This window comes from Streptomyces sp. enrichment culture, from assembly GCF_964272855.1.
Taxonomy (GTDB): Bacteria; Actinomycetota; Actinomycetes; order Streptomycetales; family Streptomycetaceae; genus Streptomyces.
Window position 1 is genome coordinate 3,078,445 of record NZ_OZ186847.1, and the last position, 17,805, is coordinate 3,096,249.

Sequence of the window (17,805 nt, forward strand, 5' to 3'; positions counted from 1 at the left end):
GCGCGGCCGGACCGCGCCGGGTGCGGGGCGGCGGTCAGCATCGGGCGTCCCTCCGGGCGTGGGCCGAGGCGCGGACGAGGGTGCGGTTCGCGTGGATCAGCAGCGTCAGCGCGCCGGCTCCGCAGACCAGCGCCGGGACGCTGCCGGGCCCCCAGGCGTCCATGAGGGTCTGCACGGGCGTGGAGAGGAGGCCGCAGCCCGGGAGGCGGGCGGCGAACAGGCAGGCCGCCGCAGTGGCCTCGGCCGCCGCGGCGGCGCCGAGGACCAGCGCCGGGGCGTGGGTGAAACCGTGTGCGGCGAGCAGGCGGGCGAGCAGCAGCAGGGCACCCAGGGTCAGGGTCTGCGCATGGGCGGCGGGCTCGTCCAGGACCGTGGCCGCGAGGGTGTGCAGGCCCGCGAGGGCGGCCAGGTACAGCACGAACGCGCCGAACAGCAGCGGTCGTACGGCGGTGGTGAACTCCTCCAGGCCGCGGCTGGCCGTCAGTCTGCGGCGGGCGCCGGCGGTGAACAGGTGGGCGCTCCAGGCGGCGGGGGCGCAGGACAGGGTGAGGGCCGCGAGGGCGGCGGTGTCGACCGGCCAGGAGGTGTCGGGGGCGCCGCTCGGCAGGGCGTCGGGGCCTCCGGTGGCGGCGGCGGTGAGCAGACCGTCCCCGAGGACGGCGTAGGCGAGGAGCCACCAGGTCCAGGTGCGTACGGCGGCGGCGCGGGGCGTGGACGCCGGTCCGGGGCGGTGCGCGCCGAGCGGGCCGCGGGTCAGGGCCACGCGCACGGCGAGGGCCGAGGCGAGGAGGCCCAGCGCGGCCACGGCGAGGCGGGCCTGGCCGTGGGTGAGGCGCAGTCCGGCGAGGGTGGCCGCGCAGGCGACGCCGGGCAGCAGGGTGCGGACGACCCAGTCCCCGCGCACCCCGGAGGCCGCGGGCGGCGCCGGGGGCGCGGGCGTGTCGGCGATCCGTGGGACGCGGGCGTACATCTCCTCGGCGAGGGAGAAGACATCCCGGTGGCGGAAGCGGGCGGCGGTCCGGTCGGTGATGCCGTGCGCCTCCAGGCCGGCCGCGATCTCCAGCGGGTCCACGGCCCGCTCGCACAGCTCGCGGTGCCGGTGCATCAGGGCCTTGACGGGGTCGGCCGTGCCTCGGCGGGAAGCGGCGGCTGCCGGCTTGTCCGAAGGCTGCCCGTCCGCCGCCTGGTACCAACCGTCGACGGGGTACGGCCCGTCCACGGAGTGCGCGCGCTCCAGGTCGAGATCGCTCATCGCATCCCCTTCACAGCGGACACCGGGGAGACCGCGGACACCGAGGAGACAGCGGACGCCGGAGAGACAGCGGACGCCGGGGACAGGCCGGGCACGCCCGTGGGAGTCGTCCAGCGGCCCGCCACGCGGGCCTCGGCGGGCACGGCGAACGGCAGCGGTTCGCCGGCGCCGTCGAGGACGACGCGCCGGACCGGGCACCGCGCGACGATCTCGAGGTAGAGGCCGTGGAACGCCGCGACGTTCTGCTCGGCGGTGAACAGTTCGAGTGCGCGGGCGCGCGCCGCGGCCCCCAGGCGCGCACGGCGCTCGGGGTCGCGCAGCAATGCCACGCACGCCTTCGCGAGCGCCCGCGGGTTGCGCGGCGGCACCACGAGCCCGGTGCCGCCGATGACCTCGACGACCGCGCCGACGTCGGTGGACACGGTCGCCCGGGCGCAGAGCATGGCCTCGACGAGGCTGATCGGGAAGCCCTCGACGACGCTGGACAGCACGGTCACGGCACCGGACGCGTACGCCTCGGCGGGCGTCGGCGTCTCGGGGCCGCCTATTTCCTCGAAGGAGACCGGGTTGTCGCCGACGGCGTGCGGTCCCTCCGCCTCGTCGGGGAAGAGCTGGGCGGCGAGCGCCCCGCAGTGGGCGAGGTAGGCCGCGCCCTCCGGCCCGACGGGCGCGCCGATGATCCGCAGACGGGTCGTCGGCTCCTCCTTGCGGACCTCGGCGAAGGCGTGCAGCAGGGAGACCAGGTCCTTGGCCGGTTCGATCCGGCCGACCCAGACCAGCGTGTCGGGGTCGGCGTTCTCCGGCGCCTCCCCCACCTCCGCGAAGGGGGCGGCGTCCATGCCGGGGTGGACGGTGCGCAGCTTGGCCCGGTCCGCGCCGCAGCGTTCCTGCCAGCGCCGGGCGTGCGCGTTGCCGGAGGTGACGCGTTCGGCGCGGCGGTAGATCTCGGCGGTGAGCCGGCCGTGGAAGGCGGCGACCAGCGCGCGGACGGCGGGCGCGGACCCGGTGGACTCCGGCGCGGCCAGGTAGTGCGTCCGCAGCCGCACGCCGTACTCGGTGACCAGCAGCGGTACGCCGTGGAAGTGCCGGGCGAGCAGCCCGGGCAGGGCGGCCGCGCCGCCGGACGCCGCGTGGCAGAGGTCGACCGAGCCGAGGCCGTCGTCCTCGTACCAGTCGAGCGAGAGGGGGCGCAGGGCGCGTTCGAGGTGTGCGGCGACGCCGAGCAGATCCGGCACGCCCGCCTCGCGCGCCGCCCGTGACGCGCCGGGCGCGCGACAGGCGCGCTCCAGTGCGCGCACGGCGCTCTCGGAGCGGAGTGCTCCGACCAGCCCGCCCTCCTCGCGGGCCAGCTCGGCGAGCCCGTACAGCGCGTTGGCGAAACGGTCCGCCTCAGTGGCGGAAGCCTCCTCCGGGCGCCCCGCGACGTCCGCGGGACCGGCGCACAGCGAGGCGGCCAGGTCGCCGTACACCTCCTGGAAGCGCCGACGCGCGCGCCTCCCGTATCCGACGCCGTGGTCCTCGGCGGTCCAGAGCGGCGCCGTACGGACCCTGCCGACCTGCGGCGGAAGCGGGATCCAGCCCTCGTCCTCCTGCCGCTCGCTGCGGCTGAGCGCGTAGACGTCGAACTCGTGCTGCCCGAGCCCGCGCACGAGCCGGTCGCACCAGAGCCTGGCGTCACCGCTCACATACGGGTAGCCGCCCTCCGTAAGCAGTCCGATGCGCACGAGTGCACCCCCGATCTCCCTGTGGGGAGCCGCCGTCACCCGGCGGCTCGCAGCGGGACGAACGTATGCGGACAAGCCGGTGGCGCGACGGACGGTTGTCCATCGCGCCACCAAAAGGGGTGAACGGTCGTAACTTTCCCGTGCGGGCCGCGTTCGGCCGCGCTAGGAGATGACCGGCACGCGGTGCTCAGCTGTGCGGATACGCCCAGGGGTTGGGCTTGCAGCGGATGCCGCCGTACTCCAGGAACTTGGTCTGCTGCTGCATCACCGGAGCGAGGTCGCCGTTCTTGTCGCAGGTCACGTGCGAGTAGCCGAGCCGGTGGCCGACCTCGTGGTTGATCAGCATCTGCCGGTAGGCGTGTATCTCGTCCTGGCCGTACGTCGTCGAGCCCTGCGCCCAGCGGTAGGCGTTGATCATCACGCGCTCGGTGGACGCGGAGTCGCACGAGACGTTGTCGACCGTGGTGTCCAGGCCGGACTTGGCACACCAGTCGGCGGTCGTCCCGGGGCTCGCCAGGGTGATCACGAAGTCGGGCTCGCCGGAGTGGATGCGCTCGAAGGTACGGGCGCCGTTGTGCGCCCAGCTGCGGTCGTCGTTGAGGGTCAGATGCACGGCCCGCGCGAACAGCTCGGCGTCCAGCCCGAGCCCCTTCTCCACGTCCACCCGGTAGGTGTACTTCTGCCCGGTCCCCGGCGCCTTGTCGATCCCGGCGACCGCCTCGAACTTCCCGGAACCGTCGAGCGACGGGTTCATCGGGTACGTCTTCGCCATCTTCTGGGCGTACGTCAGCTGCACCGGCGGCGCCGGCGCACCGCTCGGCGTCGGCCGCCCCTCCCCGCGCGAGGCGGGGTCGCGGGACTCCCGCGCCTGGTCGGCGGCCGCCTCCGGCCGTACGGCGCCGCTGTCGCTCCCGTCGGCGACCTGGCCCGCGACCACCACGGCCAGCACGGTGGTCACGGCGGCGGCCGCGATGCCGGTGAACGCCCGTCCCTTGCCACCGCCACCGTCGCGCTTGCCGTCGCCGCGCCCCTGCTCACCGGGCGGCGGGGCGTCGCCGGCCTCGGGCTCGGGCTCGGGGGCGCCGGCGTCCCAGCGGGTGACGGAGGCGTACGGGTCGGCGGCCGGGGTGAGGGGCGTGAAGACGTCGTCGTCCGCGTCGAAGGCGTCCAGGTAGTCCTGCCGGGGGCCGGCCTGCCGCGCTCGCCGCGACCCCGGACGCCGTGACGCCGTACCCGTCCCGGCCCCGGCCGCATCTGCGGGACCCCGCAACTCCCCCCAGCCACCACCGGGTTCCCGCTGCTGGGGATGCCCGCCACGAACGTGGGGCGTGCCGTGCGCGGGGGTGCCGTCGGGGAACTGAGGCATGCCGGGCGCCGGAGTGCCGTCGGGCAACCGGGGCATGCCATGCGCGGGGGTGCCGTCAGGGAACCGGGGCGTGCCGGGCGGAGGCGTCCCCTCGGGGAAGCCCTGCCCCCCACGCCCGGACGCCCCCTCGGGAATCCCCCGCCGTGAGCCCTCCGTATCTGCGGACCCCCCGGCCCGTCGCCTTCCCGTACCGCTTGCGCCCGTGTTCTCACCTTTCGGTGCCGGACCGCGGCGGCTGTGGCGTCCCACGTCGCGTCTCAGCTCCCCGCGCTCACGGACGCGGCGGAGTCGCCGGCGGCCTCCTCGGCCAGCAGGTCGCGGAAGGCGGCCGCCACCGTCTCCGGGTACTCCATCATCGCCACGTGCCCGGCGTCCGGCAGCGTGATCAGCCGGGCGTCGCGGAAGGCGCGGGCGGACCGCTGGGCCATGCGGAAGCCGACGAGCTGGTCGCGGCCGCCGTAGATGAGGAGGGTCGGCGCGAGCACCCGCTCGGCCTGGCGCCACAGCCCGTGCTGCCCGCCCAGGGTGTAGGCGTTGACGATGCCCCGCGCGGAGCGCGCCATCGCGTCCCAGAAGTACGGCAGTCTCAGCCGCCGCTCCATCTCCTCGACCGCGTTGCGGAAGCCTTCCGGCGTGACCCGTCCGGGGTCTCCGTAGCAGAGCGCCATCACGCCGCGGACCCGCTGCTCGGCCGACCATTCCCTGGTGATGCGGGTGAACAGTGCGGCCACCCCGGGGAGCGCAAGCAGCGCCGTGGGGACGGCGGTGCGCTGGACCCGGAGTTCCGGCAGCGCGGGGGAGACGAGCGTGAGCGACCGGACGAGGTCGGGCCGCACCGCGGCGACCCGGGTGGTGATGGCACCGCCGAGGGAGTTGCCGAAGAGGTGCACGGGGCCGCGGCCGGCGGCGTCGAGGTAGCGGATGACCGCGCGGGCGTGCCCGGTGACGGAGTAGTCGCCGTCGTCCGGCGGCGGGGAGTCGCCGAAGCCCGGCAGATCGACGGCCTCGCTGTCGACGACGTCGTCCAGCAGCGGCATCAGCGCGGACCAGTTCTGCGAGGAGCCGCCGAGGCCGTGGACGTAGAGCGCGGGCGGGAGTCCGTCACGCGCGGGCGGCCGGGAGCGCACCTTGAGGGTGATGCCCGGCAGCTGGACCGACCTGAGCCGTTCGCCCTCCGCGACCCGCACGGGCGCGACCTTCGGGAGCACGTTGGCAGTCGGCACGAAGGCTGGCTCGGTCGAAGACATGCGGCAATGTTACGAGGTGATCACGTAGCAGTTCCTGTGTTCGCCGTCACAGCGGTCAGATAATACTCCGAGAGAGCGGCGCCGTTCCGGCAGTGGGACGGCCGATGCGCACCGAGTGACGATCCGGACGCGGATCGCATAGCGTCCGGATCGGGTGTCTCCTAGGCTCGTACAGAGGGCACCCGCGTGTGGCCCCTGCTTATCTCAGGGACGTTCGTAGGAAGGGAGCCCACCATGGCCGTAGATCCCACAGACCCCGAGACGTTCGAGAACGGTGAAGGCGAGGAAGCCCGGGAGTTCGACGTCGAGGCCCCCGAGGGCGACGCGGCGGAGCAGCACGCGGACGTCAAGCCGGACCGCGACGACCCGCTGACCGGCCTCGACCCCGACCGCGCCAACGAGGCGGATCTCGTCGAGCAGACCCGCGTGGTCCGGCTCGACGAGGACGACTACCGGTGATCCGGCTCCGCGCCGGAGCCACGCGAGCACCGCTGACCAGGAACGGGGACATTTTTTGCCCGGTCTGCATCTCATCGAAACCTTTTGCGCGGCTATCGCCACCGTCCGGTACGTGAAATTCTGCGCTCGCACCGCGCACGACACGGTTACCGAAAAGTACGATGGCGGCGCGGCGCACACCGCATGTGGACGATTTTGGGAGGCGGCGTGACAGCCATCGAGCAGACAGAGGCGGCACGCCCGCGGGGTACGCGCCTGCCGCGCCGTGCCCGACGGAACCAGCTGCTGGGCGCCGCTCAGGAAGTCTTCGTGGCACAGGGCTACCACGCGGCCGCGATGGACGACATCGCCGAGCGCGCCGGCGTCAGCAAGCCGGTGCTCTACCAGCACTTCCCGGGCAAGCTCGACCTCTATCTCGCACTGCTGGACCAGCACTGCGAGTCCCTGATCCAGTCCGTGCGCAGCGCTCTGGCGTCGACCACCGACAACAAGCAGCGCGTACGGGCGACGATGGACGCGTACTTCGCGTACGTCGAGGACGACGGCGGTGCCTTCCGCCTGGTCTTCGAGTCGGACCTGACGAACGAGCCCGCCGTGCGCGAGCGCGTCGACAAGGTCACCAACGACTGCGCGGAGGCGATCTGCGACGTCATCGCGGAGGACACCGGTCTGTCCCGCGCGGAGTCGATGCTGCTCGCCTCCGGCCTCGGCGGCCTCGCCCAGGTGGTGGCCCGCTCCTGGCTGCACAGCGACCGCAGCGTCCCGCGCGACCAGGCGGTGCAGCTGCTGGCCTCACTGGCCTGGCGGGGCATCGCGGGCTTCCCGCTGCACGGCACGGAGCAGCCGCAGCACTGACGCGGCGGACCGGTGCGCGGGCGGGGGCGCGTTTTTGTTCCCGTCCGCTGTTCGCTACCGGCGTTCTCGCGCGGAGCGTGCGCGTCCCCTCACCGGGCTAATGTGTGCTGGGTACGGCGCGGACGCCCGCGCAACACTGACCGTTCGGAGGGACATAGCCGTGGAGGTCAAGATCGGCGTGCAGCACGCGCCCCGCGAGATCGTTCTGGAGAGCGGTCAGAGTGCCGAGGAGGTCGAGCGCGTGGTGGCCGAGGCACTGGCCGGCAAGTCGCAGCTGCTGAGCCTCGTGGACGAGCACGGCCGCAAGGTCCTGGTCCCGGCCGACCGCCTCGCCTATGTGGAGCTGGGCGAGCCGGCGCCGCGCAAGGTGGGCTTCGGCGCGCTGTAGGCGGCGCACGAGCGAGAACTGAGGGCCCGTCGGGTGTCGCACCCGGCGGGCCCTCACGCATGCCCGGCGGCAGCGGGCACGGGCCGCTCGCGGCACCAGCCGCCCGAAGCACGGAAACCGCACAAGTCCTTCACAGGGGAGGATTGCATTCCGCAGGTCAGGGGTATGACGGGCTGTGACCGTTAGGGCAGGACGGCGACGTGGGAGGACCCCTACATGTTCTTGGAAGCCTTCAGCTCCGCGCTCCTCGGCCTCGTCCTGGCGTGGACGTACGCGGTCCGGCTGCCGCACCGTCTGCCTGCCCGCCCCCTGGTGCTGTCGACCGGTGTCGCCGGAGGGCTGTTCGGCGCCTTCCTCATCCGCACCGCGGTGGACGCCGCCGGCTTCCTGCTGGTGCTGCTCGGCGCGGTCGTCGTCTCGGTCGCCTCGCTCTCGCTGCTGCTCCGCCCGGCGGGAAGACTCCGCCGGCACTCGGCGACGGCCTGAGCCGCCGCCGGGTCCGGCCACGACGCCCAACTCCCCGCCGCCGACGGCGGCAGGACCGGGACGACCCCCAATAGACCCCGCCGCCGCTGCTGCTCAGGCGGCCCCCGCCGGTTCGGACAACGCCCCGCCGGTTCGGACGGCGCCCGGCCGGTTCAGGCGGCCAGCCCCAGCGCCGCCATCCGCTTGGTGTGCGCCTCGGTGATCCGCGAGAACATCCGGCCGACCTCGGCCAGGTCGAACCCGTCCGCGACGCCGCCGACGAGCATCGTCGACAGCGCGTCGCGCTCCGCGACCACCCGCTGCGACTGCGACAGCGCCTCACCCATCAGCCGCCGCGCCCACAGCGCGAGCCGCCCGCCCACGCGCGGGTCCGCGTCGATCGCCGCGCGCACCTTCTCCACCGCGAACCCGGCGTGCCCGGTGTCGTCGAGCACGGCCAGCACCAGCTCGCGGGTGTCCGAGTCCAGCCGGGCCGCGACCTCGCGGTAGAAGTCGCTGGCGATCGAGTCGCCGACATAGGCCTTGACCAGGCCCTCCAGCCAGTCCGAGGGCGCGGTCTGCTTGTGGAAGCCGTCCAGCGCGGCGACGAAGGGCTCCATGGCCGCGGTGGGCTCCTCGCCGATCCCGGTGAGCCGGTCGCGCAGCCGCTCGAAGTGGTGGAACTCGGCCGACGCCATCTTCGCCAGCTCCGCCTTGTCCTCCAGGGTCGGCGCCAGCTTCGCGTCCTCCGCGAGCCGTTCGAACGCCGCGAGCTCCCCGTACGCGAGGGCGCCCAGCAGGTCCACGACCGCGGCCCGGTACTGCGGATCGGCGGAGGCCGTCGCCCAGTCCTGGGCGGCGACGCCGGTGGGGGCGGCGCTCTCGGAGGTGTCGGCGGCGTTGGCAGGCTTGTCAGAGCTGGTCATGAAGCGCACAATAGCCCGCTCGCCGCTCCGAGGAAGTCCCTGCTCATCCAGTGTGACGACGACTACGTGACCGAATCGGCCATCGCATGTGCGCGAATCCGGGGTATGGTGGTAATGCGCCTGCTGATACGTCGGCTGATATCGACGTGTCTCGACAGGCCGCGCGTATGAGGATGCCCGGTCGGTGGCCCGATCGGCTCCGACCCGACAGCCCTCCCTGACCGTACGGCACTGTGCGTACGACGATCGGAGGGACCCCTCAGCGGTTCGAGCGCTAGAGCGTCGGCGCGGTCCCGTGCCCCACGGCCCGCCCGTAGGCAGCCGACGTCCCCGGCACGGTCTGTCACGACCCCCGCGCTCGCCTCGCGCCGCCCACACAGAAGAGGCAGCACCCTGACTACGACGTTCCGAGAGCTCGGGATCCTTCCCGAGACCGCCGAGGCCCTGGAAGCCGTCGGCATCGTCACCCCGTTCCCCATCCAGGAGATGACCCTCCCCGTCGCCCTCGCTGGCACGGATGTCATCGGCCAGGCCAAGACCGGCACCGGCAAGACGCTGGGCTTCGGCCTCCCGCTCCTGGAGCGCGTCACCGTCCCCGCCGACGTGGAGGCGGGCCGCGCGAAGCCCGAGGCCCTCACCGACGCCCCGCAGGCGCTCGTGGTCGTCCCCACCCGCGAGCTGTGCACGCAGGTCACCAACGACCTGCTGACCGCGGGCAAGGTGCGCAACGTGCGCGTCACCGCGATCTACGGCGGCCGGGCCTACGAGCCCCAGGTCGAGGCCCTGAAGAGGGGCGTCGACGTGGTCGTCGGCACCCCCGGCCGGCTGCTCGACCTGGCGGGCCAGAAGAAGCTGGACCTGAGCCACGTCAAGGCCCTCGTCCTCGACGAGGCCGACGAGATGCTCGACCTGGGCTTCCTGCCCGACGTCGAGAAGATCATCGACATGCTCCCGGCCAAGCGGCAGACCATGCTGTTCTCGGCGACCATGCCGGGCGCGGTCATCGGCCTGGCCCGCCGGTACATGAACCGGCCCACGCACATCCGTGCCACGACGCCGGACGACGAGGGCGCCACGGTCGCGAACATCAAGCAGTTCGTCTACCGCGGGCACTCCCTCGACAAGCCGGAGATGATCGCCCGCATCCTGCAGGCCGACGGCCGCGGCCTGGCGATGATCTTCTGCCGGACCAAGCGCACCGCCGCCGACATCGCCGAGCAGCTCCAGCGCCGCGGCTTCGCGGCCGGCGCGGTCCACGGCGACCTCGGCCAGGGCGCCCGCGAGCAGGCGCTGCGCGCCTTCCGCAACGGCAAGGTGGACGTGCTGGTCTGCACCGACGTCGCCGCGCGCGGCATCGACGTCGAGGGCGTCACCCACGTCATCAACTACCAGTCGCCCGAGGACGAGAAGACGTACCTGCACCGCGTCGGCCGCACCGGCCGCGCGGGCGCCAAGGGTACGGCGATCACGTTCGTCGACTGGGACGACATCCCGCGCTGGCAGCTGATCAACAAGGCGCTGGAGCTGGACTTCAACGACCCGGTGGAGACCTACTCCACCTCCCCGCACCTCTTCGAGGACCTCGGCATCCCGGCCGGCACCAAGGGTGTCCTGCCGCGCTCGGAGCGCACCCGCGCCGGACTGGACGCGGAGGAGCTGGAGGACCTGGGCGAGCCGGGCGGCCGTGCGGGCCGCGGCCGCGGTGGCCGGGGCGGCCGCCAGGACGGCCGCGAGGAGTCCCGTACGGCCGACCGCGAGCGTACGGCCCATACGCCGCGCCGCCGCCGTCGTACGCGCGGTGGGTCCCCCGTCGACCCGGCCGCCGCCCAGGCGCCGTCCGCGACGACCGCGCCGGAGGCCCCGGCGGCCGGTTCCGACTCGGCCGAGTCGCTCACCGCACCGCGCACCCCGCGCCGCCGTCGCCGCACTCGCGGTGGCGCCGTGGCGGAGCAGGCTGTCGCGGCCGCGCCGGTCGAGGCGACGACGACCGCGGAGTCCCCTGTGGCCACGGCGGAGGGCCCGGCCACGGTCCAGCTCGACGCTCCGGAGGCCCCCGAGGCCCCGGCGAAGCCGCGCCGCCGCCGCACCCGCCGGTCCGCCGACGCCGTTACGACCGTGGAACCGACGGCCACCGAGTCGGCACCGGAGCCGCAGGCGGCCCCCGTCGCCGAGGCCACGGAGGAGCCCAAGCCGCGCCGCACCCGCAAGGCGGCGGCCACGGCCGAGGCAGCGGTCGACACGGCGGAAGGCGCCGAGGCGAAGCCGAAGACCCGCCGCACGCGGAAGACGGCCGAGCCGGTCGAAGCTCCTGCCGCTGCGGAGACCCCGGAAGCCCCGGAAGCCGAGGCGAAGCCCAAGCGCACCCGCAAGACCACGGCAGCCGCCGTAGTCGACACGGCGGAAGGCACCGAGGCCAAGCCGAAGACCCGCCGCACCCGCAAGGCCGCCGAGCCCGCCGAGGCCCCCACCACGGCGGAAGCCCCGGAAGCCGAGGCGAAGCCCAAGCGCACCCGCAAGACCACGGCAGCCGCCGTAGTCGACACGGCGGAAGGCACCAAGGCCAAGCCGAAGACCCGCCGCACGCGGAAGGCCGCCGAGCCCGCCGAGGCCCCCGCGACCACGGAGACCCCGGAAGCCGAGGCCAAGCCGAAGGTCCGCCGTACCCGCAAGGCCGCCGAGCCGGTCGAGGCGCCCGCCGCCGAGATCCCGGCCCAGGCCGCGCAGGAGCCGGAGCCCAAGCCGCGCCGCACCCGCAAGGCGGCGGCCACGGCCGAGGCAGCGGTCGACACGGCGGAGGGCGCCGAGGCCAAGCCGAAGACCCGCCGCACGCGGAAGGCCGCCGAGCCCGCCGAGGCCCCCGCAATGGAGGCCCCGGAAGCCGAGGCCAAGCCCAAGCGCACCCGCAAGACCACGGCAGCCACCGCGGTCGACACGGCCGAGGGCGCCGAGGCCAAGCCGAAGGTCCGTCGCACCCGCAAGGCCGCCGAGCCGTCCGAGGCCCCCGCCACCACGGAGACCCCGGACGCTCCGGAAGCCGAGGCCAAGCCGAAGACCCGCCGCCCCCGTAAGACCGCGGCGAGCGCGGCACGCACGGCCACGGAGGTCGCCGAGATCCCGGCGCAGGCCGCGCAGGAGCCGGAGCCCAAGCCGCGCCGCACCCGCAAGGCGGCGGCCACGGCCGAGGGCACCGAGGCGGCGCCGAAGGTCCGCCGTGCCCGCAAGGCCACGGTTGCCGCGGAGCCCGCGGAGAGCTGATCACGCCGTGCGACGGCCCGGCCCACCCCGTGTGGGCCGGGCCGTCGGCGTTCCCGGGGCGAAACAGCCGGTACAGCCAGCCAGTGCAGCCGGAACGGCTGGAACGTCCCGCGGACGCCCCCGCCCGTACACCCCGCCCCGCTACCCTCCCCCCGTGACCACCCCCACCGCCCTCGCCCCTCCCCCGGGCGCCCGCGCCTACCCCCTCCGTACCGCCCGCGGTGACTTCGCCGTCGTGGACGTGCCCGTGGCTTCCGGTGTCGAGCAGCGGGGGGTCGCTCTGCTGCTGCCGGGGTTCACCGGGAGCAAGGAGGACTTCCATCTGATGCACGAGCCGCTGGCCGTGCGCGGGTACCGGACGATCGCCGTGGACGGGCGCGGCCAGTTCGAGTCGAAGGGGCCGGTGGACGAGGAATCGGCTTACGCGCAGGGCGAGTTGGCGCGGGACGTGCTGGCGCAGGCGGCCGCTCTCGCGGCGGGCGCTCCCGTGCATCTCCTCGGTCATTCCCTCGGCGGGCAGATCGCCCGCGCGGCCGTTCTGCTCGATCGGTCCGCCTTCGCCTCGCTCACCCTCGTCGCCTCGGGCCCGGCCGAGATCTCGGTGGCCCAGCGGCAGCGTGTGCGGCTGCTGCGGGACGCGCTGGCCGTGATGTCGATGGCCGAGGTGTGGGAGGCGATCCTGGCGATGGGCGCGCCGGAGGACGTGGGCGGGCCGGCTCGCGGTCTGGGCGGCCCGGAGCAGTTGCGCCGCCGCTGGCTGGGGCATTCGCCCGCGCAGCTCATGGCGACGGGACACCAGTTGTGCACCGAGCCGGACCGGGTCGGCGAGCTGGCCGCCGTACGGCTGCCGTGCCATGTGCTGTCCGGTACCCGGGACGGGACCTGGCCGGTGCCGCTGCTGGACGACATGGCCCGGCGTCTGAACGCGCACCGCACGGTCGTGACGGGCGCCGAGCACTCCCCCAACCTGGACCGTCCGCTGCCGACGGCCCGCGCGGTGGCCGATTTCTGGGACCGGCACCGCCCGGCTTAGCGGTCAGTACTGCGTCTGCACGTGCTCCCAGAACCCGTCCCGCAGGGCCCGCCGCAGGTCGGCCTGGCCGCGCAGGGAGTACTGGAGGATGCCCTCGGCCTCCACTAGCAGGTCCTGGTCGACCGAGCCGGGCAGGTAGGGGTGGCCGGGCAGCAGCTCGACCAGGGCTTCGCGGCCTCGCGCGGCCAGCCACTTCGCGGCGATCTGGGCGCCGACGAACCGGACGTCCTCCCTGGTGGGGCGGGTGGCGGCGGTGGCGTCGTAGGCGGGGGCGGTGCGGCGGGAGACGTACGGCTTGAAGAACTCCAGGTCGAGGGTGCGCTGGCTGTCGACCTCCCAGAGCAGCGGCTCGGCCTGGTTGCGGCCCTCGGGTGCCTCGATGCCCCACAGGTGCACCCGGGCTCCGTACCCCTGTGCCGCCTCGACGGCCGACACCAGGTCCTCGTCGCCGCCGAGCAGGGCCGCGTCGCTGATCGCGCGGTGCCGGGCGAGGGATTCGAGGTCGGTCCGGATCAGGGAATCAACGCCCTTCTGCTGGTTGTTGGCGTTGAGGTTGCCGAGCCGGACCTTCACGTCGGGCAGTTCGGCGATGGTCTGCTGCTCGGCGGTGTGGATGCGGCGGCGGGCGCCGTCGTACCAGTAGACGCGGAGCAGCCGGCTGTCGGCGAAGATCGTGCGGGCCCTGTCGATCAGGGCGTCGATGAGTCCTTCGGCGTCCAGGTCGAAGGCGCGCCGGTCCTCGGTTCCGGCGACGAGTCGGCCCGCGGCGGCGTAGAGGTACCCGGCGTCGACGAAGATCGCATGGGTGGAGGGCGTCTTCGCCACCTCGGCGAGCATGCGCTGGAGCAGCTCGTTCGTGCGGTCGAGGCGGGCGGACAGGGCCGCGAGGTCGTCGTTCATCACGCCCATTGTCCTTCTCGTCACGCTGCGAACACAACCGGTCCCGATCGGTCCTGGATGATCCGCGAGCAACTGCTTACGCGTCAGTAATTAGTTGTTCGAAAAATTTCTTTAGCGTAGGGAATGTTTGTAACAGACACCGCGTTGCATACGTATGGAACAGGGGGCACTGTCGCCTCATGGGCCATCCACCAGTAGTTCTCCTCAGGGAGGATGACCAGACGAAGGGAGAAGCCACCATGCGCTTCGAGATTCTGCGACTCGACGACATCGACGGCACGCCCGTGGACACCACCGTCGTGGACGCCGCCTCCGTCAACCGGATCGTTCAGCAGGCTGCCGCGATCGGCCAGCGCCTGTGGATCCGCCCGGCCGAGACCCCGGCCTCGTAACACACATGCTTGAGAGCCCCGTACGGCACCACTGCCGTACGGGGCTCTGTTGCGTGCGCGCGCCGCTCAGCCGCCCTGGATCACCTGGGTCACGCCGTTGATGATCTGCTGCACGGCGATCGCGGACAGCATCATGCCCGCGAGCCGGGTCACCAGGACGACACCGCCGTCCTTGATGACGCGGATGATCAGCAGCGAGTACCGCATCACCAGCCACAGCACCACGTGGATGGCGAGGATCGCCGACCACACCGACACCTGCGTGCCGACGCTGTCGGCCTTCTGCACGGCGAGGATCACGGAGACGATCGCGCCGGGACCGGCGAGCAGCGGCATGCCCAGGGGCACGAGGGCGACGTTGACGTCCTTGGTCTGCTTGGGCTCGTCGGTCTTGCCGGTGAGCAGGTCGAGCGCGATCAGCAGGAGCAGCAGACCGCCGGCGATCATCAGCGCCGGCACGGACACGTGCAGGTAGTCGAGGATCTGGTGGCCGAGGAGACCGAAGACGGCGATGACTCCGCCGGCCACGCAGACGGCCTGGAAGGCCATCCGCTTCTGCACCTTGGCGGGCCGGCCGGCGGTCAGGGCGAGGAAGATCGGGGTGATCCCAGGGGGATCCATGATGACAAAAAGGGTCAGGAACAGGGAGCCGAAGACGGCGATGTCGAACATGCGGGAACTACAGGCCTTGCGCTGAGCTGAAAAGAGGAAGTGGGCGTGCGTGAGGAGCGGGCGGCGCGATGCGCCCTCAGACGGCTCCGCCGGTGCCCGGCACCGGGAACGCCCCGGTCGCCCGCCGGGTGATCTCCCCGTACACCTCGGGGTCGGTCGTGTACTCACCGAGCACACAGGTCTTCCGGCTGCCGTGGTAGTCGCTGGAGCCGGTCACCAGCAGGCCCAGCTCCTTGGCGAGGCCGCGCAGCCGCGCCCGGGTGTCCGGGTCGTGGTCCATGTGGTCGACCTCGATGCCGTCGAGGCCCGCGGCGGCCATCTCGGCGATCGCGGACTCGGGCACCGTACGGCCGCGCTTGGCGGCGCCGGGGTGCGCGAACACGGTGACCCCGCCCGCGGCCTTGACCAGGCGGATGGCCTCGAAGGGGTCGGTCTCGTGCTTCTCGACGAAGGCCCGGCCGCCGTCGGCCAGCCAGTCCTGGGTGAACGCGTCGCCCACGGTCGGTACGACGCCCAGCTCGACCAGCGCGGTGGCGACGTGCGGGCGGCCCACGGAGCCGTCCCCGGCGATCCGGGCGACCTGCTCCCAGGTGACCGGCACACCCAGCTGGTTCAGCTTGTCGATCATGCCCTTGGCCCGCGGCACCCGGTCGTCGCGCACCAGCTCCCGCTCGGCGAGCAGGTCGGGCTCCTCAGGGTCGAAGAGGTAGGCCAGCATGTGCATGCTGATGCCGTCGATCCGGCAGGACAGCTCGGCGCCGGTGACGAGGGTCAGCCCGTCGGGCAGCGCGGCGATCGCCTCGGCGTACCCCCGGGTCGTGTCGTGGTCGGTCAGCGCGACCACGTCCAGCCCCGCGGCGGCGGCGTTGCGCACCAGCTCGGCGGGGGTGTCCGTGCCGTCGGACGCGGTGGAGTGGCTGTGCAGGTCTATGCGCACGACGCGTACTCCAGGCGGTGACGGGACGGAAAGGACACCCCAAAGGATAGCGGGACGCGGTGCCCCCATGTCACACCCGCAGCCCGGAAGTGCCCTTTACAGCCGAGTGATGCCGGTCACGCCGGAAACAGGCCACGTCACGGCGAGAGCAGGCGGGGCGACAGCGCCCCGCAGGGCACCAGCTCCATCTCCGCCCCGGCGTCGCGCAGGTCCGTGAGAACCAGCTCGTCGTACATCATCACGCCCGTCCGCTCGGGCCAGATCACGGCCCACAGCCACAGCCCCAGCGCCTCCCCGGCGAACACCGCGCGGTCGTCCGGAGTGCCGGAGACATGCCAGAGCGGGGTGGGCCGGCCGGCGGCGAGGACCTTGGCCTGCGGCGGTTTCTCGACGTTCACGTACGGCCCGGGGTCGGGCCCGTCGACGCCCGCGTAGCGCGAGCCGAGGCCGACGCCGAGTTCCTCGGCCACCAGGATCAGCTCACCGACGCCCCCGAGCGGGCTGGGCCCCGAGCAGGCCAGCGCCGTGGCACGGCCGCCGCTGCGGTCGTCACCCGCGCAGAGCACGCCCGTGTAGAGCCAGCCGATCGGCAGCGGCCACGGCATCCACACCGGCACCTGCGCGCGACGCACCGCGACGGCGAGGGCCTCGACGCTGGGCGGGACCACGGGTTGCAGCGGATACACCGCCCCGTGCACATCGCACTGCCAGGAGTCGGAGAAGAGTCCGGGCGCCCTGACCCGGCCACCGCACTTCGGGCAACTGGGTTCGCCCCTCATAGGGCCCCACGGTCCTACCCCTGCTGCGCCACGTCAAGGACGATCACCCGTCCGGCCGGAATCGCCGGTGCCCCTACTCGGGAGTAATTAGATGTAGGTTGCAATAATTAGCTGCCCTAACTTACTACGTGCATACACCAACCATCTCCTCGTCGGACTCCGTCCGGATTGGAGCGACGTTGGACCCCTTCGACGCGGGAGCGGGTGGCCTCCTGCGCCAGCCGAAGGCCGTGTGGGCCACGGCCGGCGCATCCGTCGTCGTCTTCATGGGCTTCGTCTCGACGGCCCTCGCGGTGATCGTCGGCGCGGCGGCCGGCGGCAGCGCGGCGGCGATCCTGCTGCACGAGTCCGCGCTCGGCCTCGGCATGGCCTGCGGGCCGCTGCTGGGCGCCCTGCTCGGCGACGCCGGCTGGCGCTACCCGTTCTTCGGCACCGCGGCCCTGATGGCGGTCGGCTTCCTGTGCATCACGGCGTTCCTGAAGGAACAGCCGAGGCCGGCCCGCAAGACCTCGCTGCTCGACCCGATCCGGGCGCTCGGCCACGGCGGTCTGGCCACGGCTGCGGTCTCGGCGTTCTTCTACAACTACACGTTCTTCACCGTGCTGGCCTTCACCCCCTTCGTGCTGGACATGACGCCGTACAAGTCGGGTGCCGTGTTCTTCGCCTGGGGCGTGCTGCTCGCCGTCTTCTCGGTGATCGTGGCCCCGCGCATGCAGGCGCGGTTCGGCTCGCTGAAGGTGCTCGGCGGCTCACTCGTACTGCTCGCCGCCGACGTACTCGTCCTCGGCTACGGCGACCACACCACCGCCGTCGTCTGCACCACCCTGTCCGGCGCCTTCATCGGCGTGAACAACACCGTCTACACCGAGCTGGCGCTCGGTGTCTCGGACGCCCCGCGCCCGGTGGCGAGCGCCGGCTACAACTTCGTGCGCTGGTTCGCGGTGGCCGCCGCGCCCTACCTCGCGCCGAAGATCGAGGAGTGGACCGACCTCCACATCCCGTTCGTGGTCGCCGCGGTCACGGCGGTGGCGGGCGCGGTCGTCGTCGCCGTACGGCGCAAGGCCCTCGTCACCGAGGCCGAGGAGCTTCAGCCCCGGCACACCAGGGAGGACGGGGTGTCGGCGTTCGCCAACTGACCAGGCCGGACCGGGGGTT

17 protein-coding genes are annotated in these 17,805 nt (G+C 73.1%); 8 read left to right on the forward strand and 9 right to left on the reverse strand.

The window, feature by feature from the left end:
- Positions 1 to 34 precede the first annotated feature (34 nt).
- The 4 genes from ACSU6L_RS12915 to ACSU6L_RS12930 all read right to left on the reverse strand — a co-directional run bounded on the left by ACSU6L_RS12915 (position 35) and on the right by ACSU6L_RS12930 (position 5,589).
- A complete protein-coding gene (locus ACSU6L_RS12915) occupies positions 35 to 1,252 on the reverse strand; it encodes a hypothetical protein (protein ID WP_437056501.1) in 1,218 nt (405 codons plus the stop codon).
- Positions 1,249 to 2,976, reverse strand: coding sequence for a DUF3492 domain-containing protein (locus tag ACSU6L_RS12920; protein ID WP_437056503.1), 1,728 nt, complete (start codon positions 2,974 to 2,976; stop codon positions 1,249 to 1,251). Before ACSU6L_RS12920 ends, ACSU6L_RS12915 begins: the two co-directional genes overlap by 4 nt.
- Before the next feature lie 187 nt (positions 2,977 to 3,163).
- Positions 3,164 to 4,591, reverse strand: a complete 1,428-nt coding sequence (locus ACSU6L_RS12925) for a DUF3152 domain-containing protein (protein WP_437056505.1) — start codon at positions 4,589 to 4,591, stop codon at positions 3,164 to 3,166.
- An 8-nt stretch (positions 4,592 to 4,599) separates the two neighbouring features.
- Positions 4,600 to 5,589, reverse strand: a complete 990-nt coding sequence (locus ACSU6L_RS12930; RefSeq protein ID WP_437056507.1) for an alpha/beta fold hydrolase — start codon at positions 5,587 to 5,589, stop codon at positions 4,600 to 4,602.
- Between the two features lie 234 nt (positions 5,590 to 5,823).
- Here ACSU6L_RS12930 and ACSU6L_RS12935 point away from each other — a divergent pair, with 234 nt between their 5' ends.
- The 4 genes from ACSU6L_RS12935 (at position 5,824) to ACSU6L_RS12950 (ending at position 7,777) form a co-directional block, all read left to right on the forward strand.
- On the forward strand, positions 5,824 to 6,048 hold the full coding sequence (locus tag ACSU6L_RS12935) for a hypothetical protein (protein ID WP_437056509.1): 225 nt from the start codon (positions 5,824 to 5,826) through the stop codon (positions 6,046 to 6,048).
- A 207-nt stretch (positions 6,049 to 6,255) separates the two neighbouring features.
- Complete coding sequence (locus ACSU6L_RS12940) at positions 6,256 to 6,903, forward strand: TetR/AcrR family transcriptional regulator (protein ID WP_437056511.1); 648 nt, start codon at positions 6,256 to 6,258, stop codon at positions 6,901 to 6,903.
- 160 nt (positions 6,904 to 7,063) lie between these two features.
- The gene (locus ACSU6L_RS12945) at positions 7,064 to 7,291 is read left to right on the forward strand and encodes a DUF3107 domain-containing protein (protein WP_073940165.1); all 228 of its coding nucleotides are present in this window, start codon (positions 7,064 to 7,066) and stop codon (positions 7,289 to 7,291) included.
- 216 nt (positions 7,292 to 7,507) lie between these two features.
- Positions 7,508 to 7,777 carry a hypothetical protein gene (locus ACSU6L_RS12950; RefSeq protein WP_437056513.1) on the forward strand — a complete coding sequence of 90 codons (270 nt, stop codon included), beginning with the start codon at positions 7,508 to 7,510 and terminating at the stop codon, positions 7,775 to 7,777.
- A gap of 152 nt (positions 7,778 to 7,929) precedes the next feature.
- Here ACSU6L_RS12950 and ACSU6L_RS12955 read toward each other — a convergent pair whose 3' ends face one another.
- Complete coding sequence (locus ACSU6L_RS12955) at positions 7,930 to 8,682, reverse strand: ferritin-like fold-containing protein (RefSeq protein ID WP_073940739.1); 753 nt, start codon at positions 8,680 to 8,682, stop codon at positions 7,930 to 7,932.
- A gap of 486 nt (positions 8,683 to 9,168) precedes the next feature.
- Here ACSU6L_RS12955 and ACSU6L_RS12960 point away from each other — a divergent pair, with 486 nt between their 5' ends.
- Together ACSU6L_RS12960 and ACSU6L_RS12965 are read left to right on the forward strand one after the other, a co-directional pair.
- Entirely contained in the window at positions 9,169 to 11,937 is a 2,769-nt protein-coding gene (locus ACSU6L_RS12960) for a DEAD/DEAH box helicase (RefSeq protein WP_437056516.1), read from the forward strand.
- A gap of 154 nt (positions 11,938 to 12,091) precedes the next feature.
- The gene (locus ACSU6L_RS12965) at positions 12,092 to 12,970 is read left to right on the forward strand and encodes an alpha/beta fold hydrolase (RefSeq protein ID WP_437056518.1); all 879 of its coding nucleotides are present in this window, start codon (positions 12,092 to 12,094) and stop codon (positions 12,968 to 12,970) included.
- A 3-nt stretch (positions 12,971 to 12,973) separates the two neighbouring features.
- Here ACSU6L_RS12965 and ACSU6L_RS12970 read toward each other — a convergent pair whose 3' ends face one another.
- On the reverse strand, positions 12,974 to 13,870 hold the full coding sequence (locus ACSU6L_RS12970; RefSeq protein WP_437056520.1) for an NYN domain-containing protein: 897 nt from the start codon (positions 13,868 to 13,870) through the stop codon (positions 12,974 to 12,976).
- Between the two features lie 239 nt (positions 13,871 to 14,109).
- Between ACSU6L_RS12970 and ACSU6L_RS12975 the strand changes: the two genes are divergently transcribed.
- Positions 14,110 to 14,262: a hypothetical protein gene (locus ACSU6L_RS12975; RefSeq protein ID WP_107468578.1), complete on the forward strand. Its 153-nt coding sequence runs from the start codon at positions 14,110 to 14,112 to the stop codon at positions 14,260 to 14,262.
- A 66-nt stretch (positions 14,263 to 14,328) separates the two neighbouring features.
- On the opposite strand, the gene ACSU6L_RS12980 is transcribed toward ACSU6L_RS12975, so the two are convergent.
- The 3 genes from ACSU6L_RS12980 to ACSU6L_RS12990 all read right to left on the reverse strand — a co-directional run bounded on the left by ACSU6L_RS12980 (position 14,329) and on the right by ACSU6L_RS12990 (position 16,650).
- Complete coding sequence (locus ACSU6L_RS12980) at positions 14,329 to 14,934, reverse strand: MarC family protein (protein WP_437056522.1); 606 nt, start codon at positions 14,932 to 14,934, stop codon at positions 14,329 to 14,331.
- 76 nt (positions 14,935 to 15,010) lie between these two features.
- The gene (locus ACSU6L_RS12985; RefSeq protein WP_437056524.1) at positions 15,011 to 15,871 is read right to left on the reverse strand and encodes a PHP domain-containing protein; all 861 of its coding nucleotides are present in this window, start codon (positions 15,869 to 15,871) and stop codon (positions 15,011 to 15,013) included.
- A gap of 137 nt (positions 15,872 to 16,008) precedes the next feature.
- Complete coding sequence (locus ACSU6L_RS12990; RefSeq protein WP_437056526.1) at positions 16,009 to 16,650, reverse strand: DUF6758 family protein; 642 nt, start codon at positions 16,648 to 16,650, stop codon at positions 16,009 to 16,011.
- Between the two features lie 179 nt (positions 16,651 to 16,829).
- Here ACSU6L_RS12990 and ACSU6L_RS12995 point away from each other — a divergent pair, with 179 nt between their 5' ends.
- Positions 16,830 to 17,786, forward strand: coding sequence for an MFS transporter (locus ACSU6L_RS12995; protein WP_437056528.1), 957 nt, complete (start codon positions 16,830 to 16,832; stop codon positions 17,784 to 17,786).
- Positions 17,787 to 17,805: the final 19 nt, after the last annotated feature.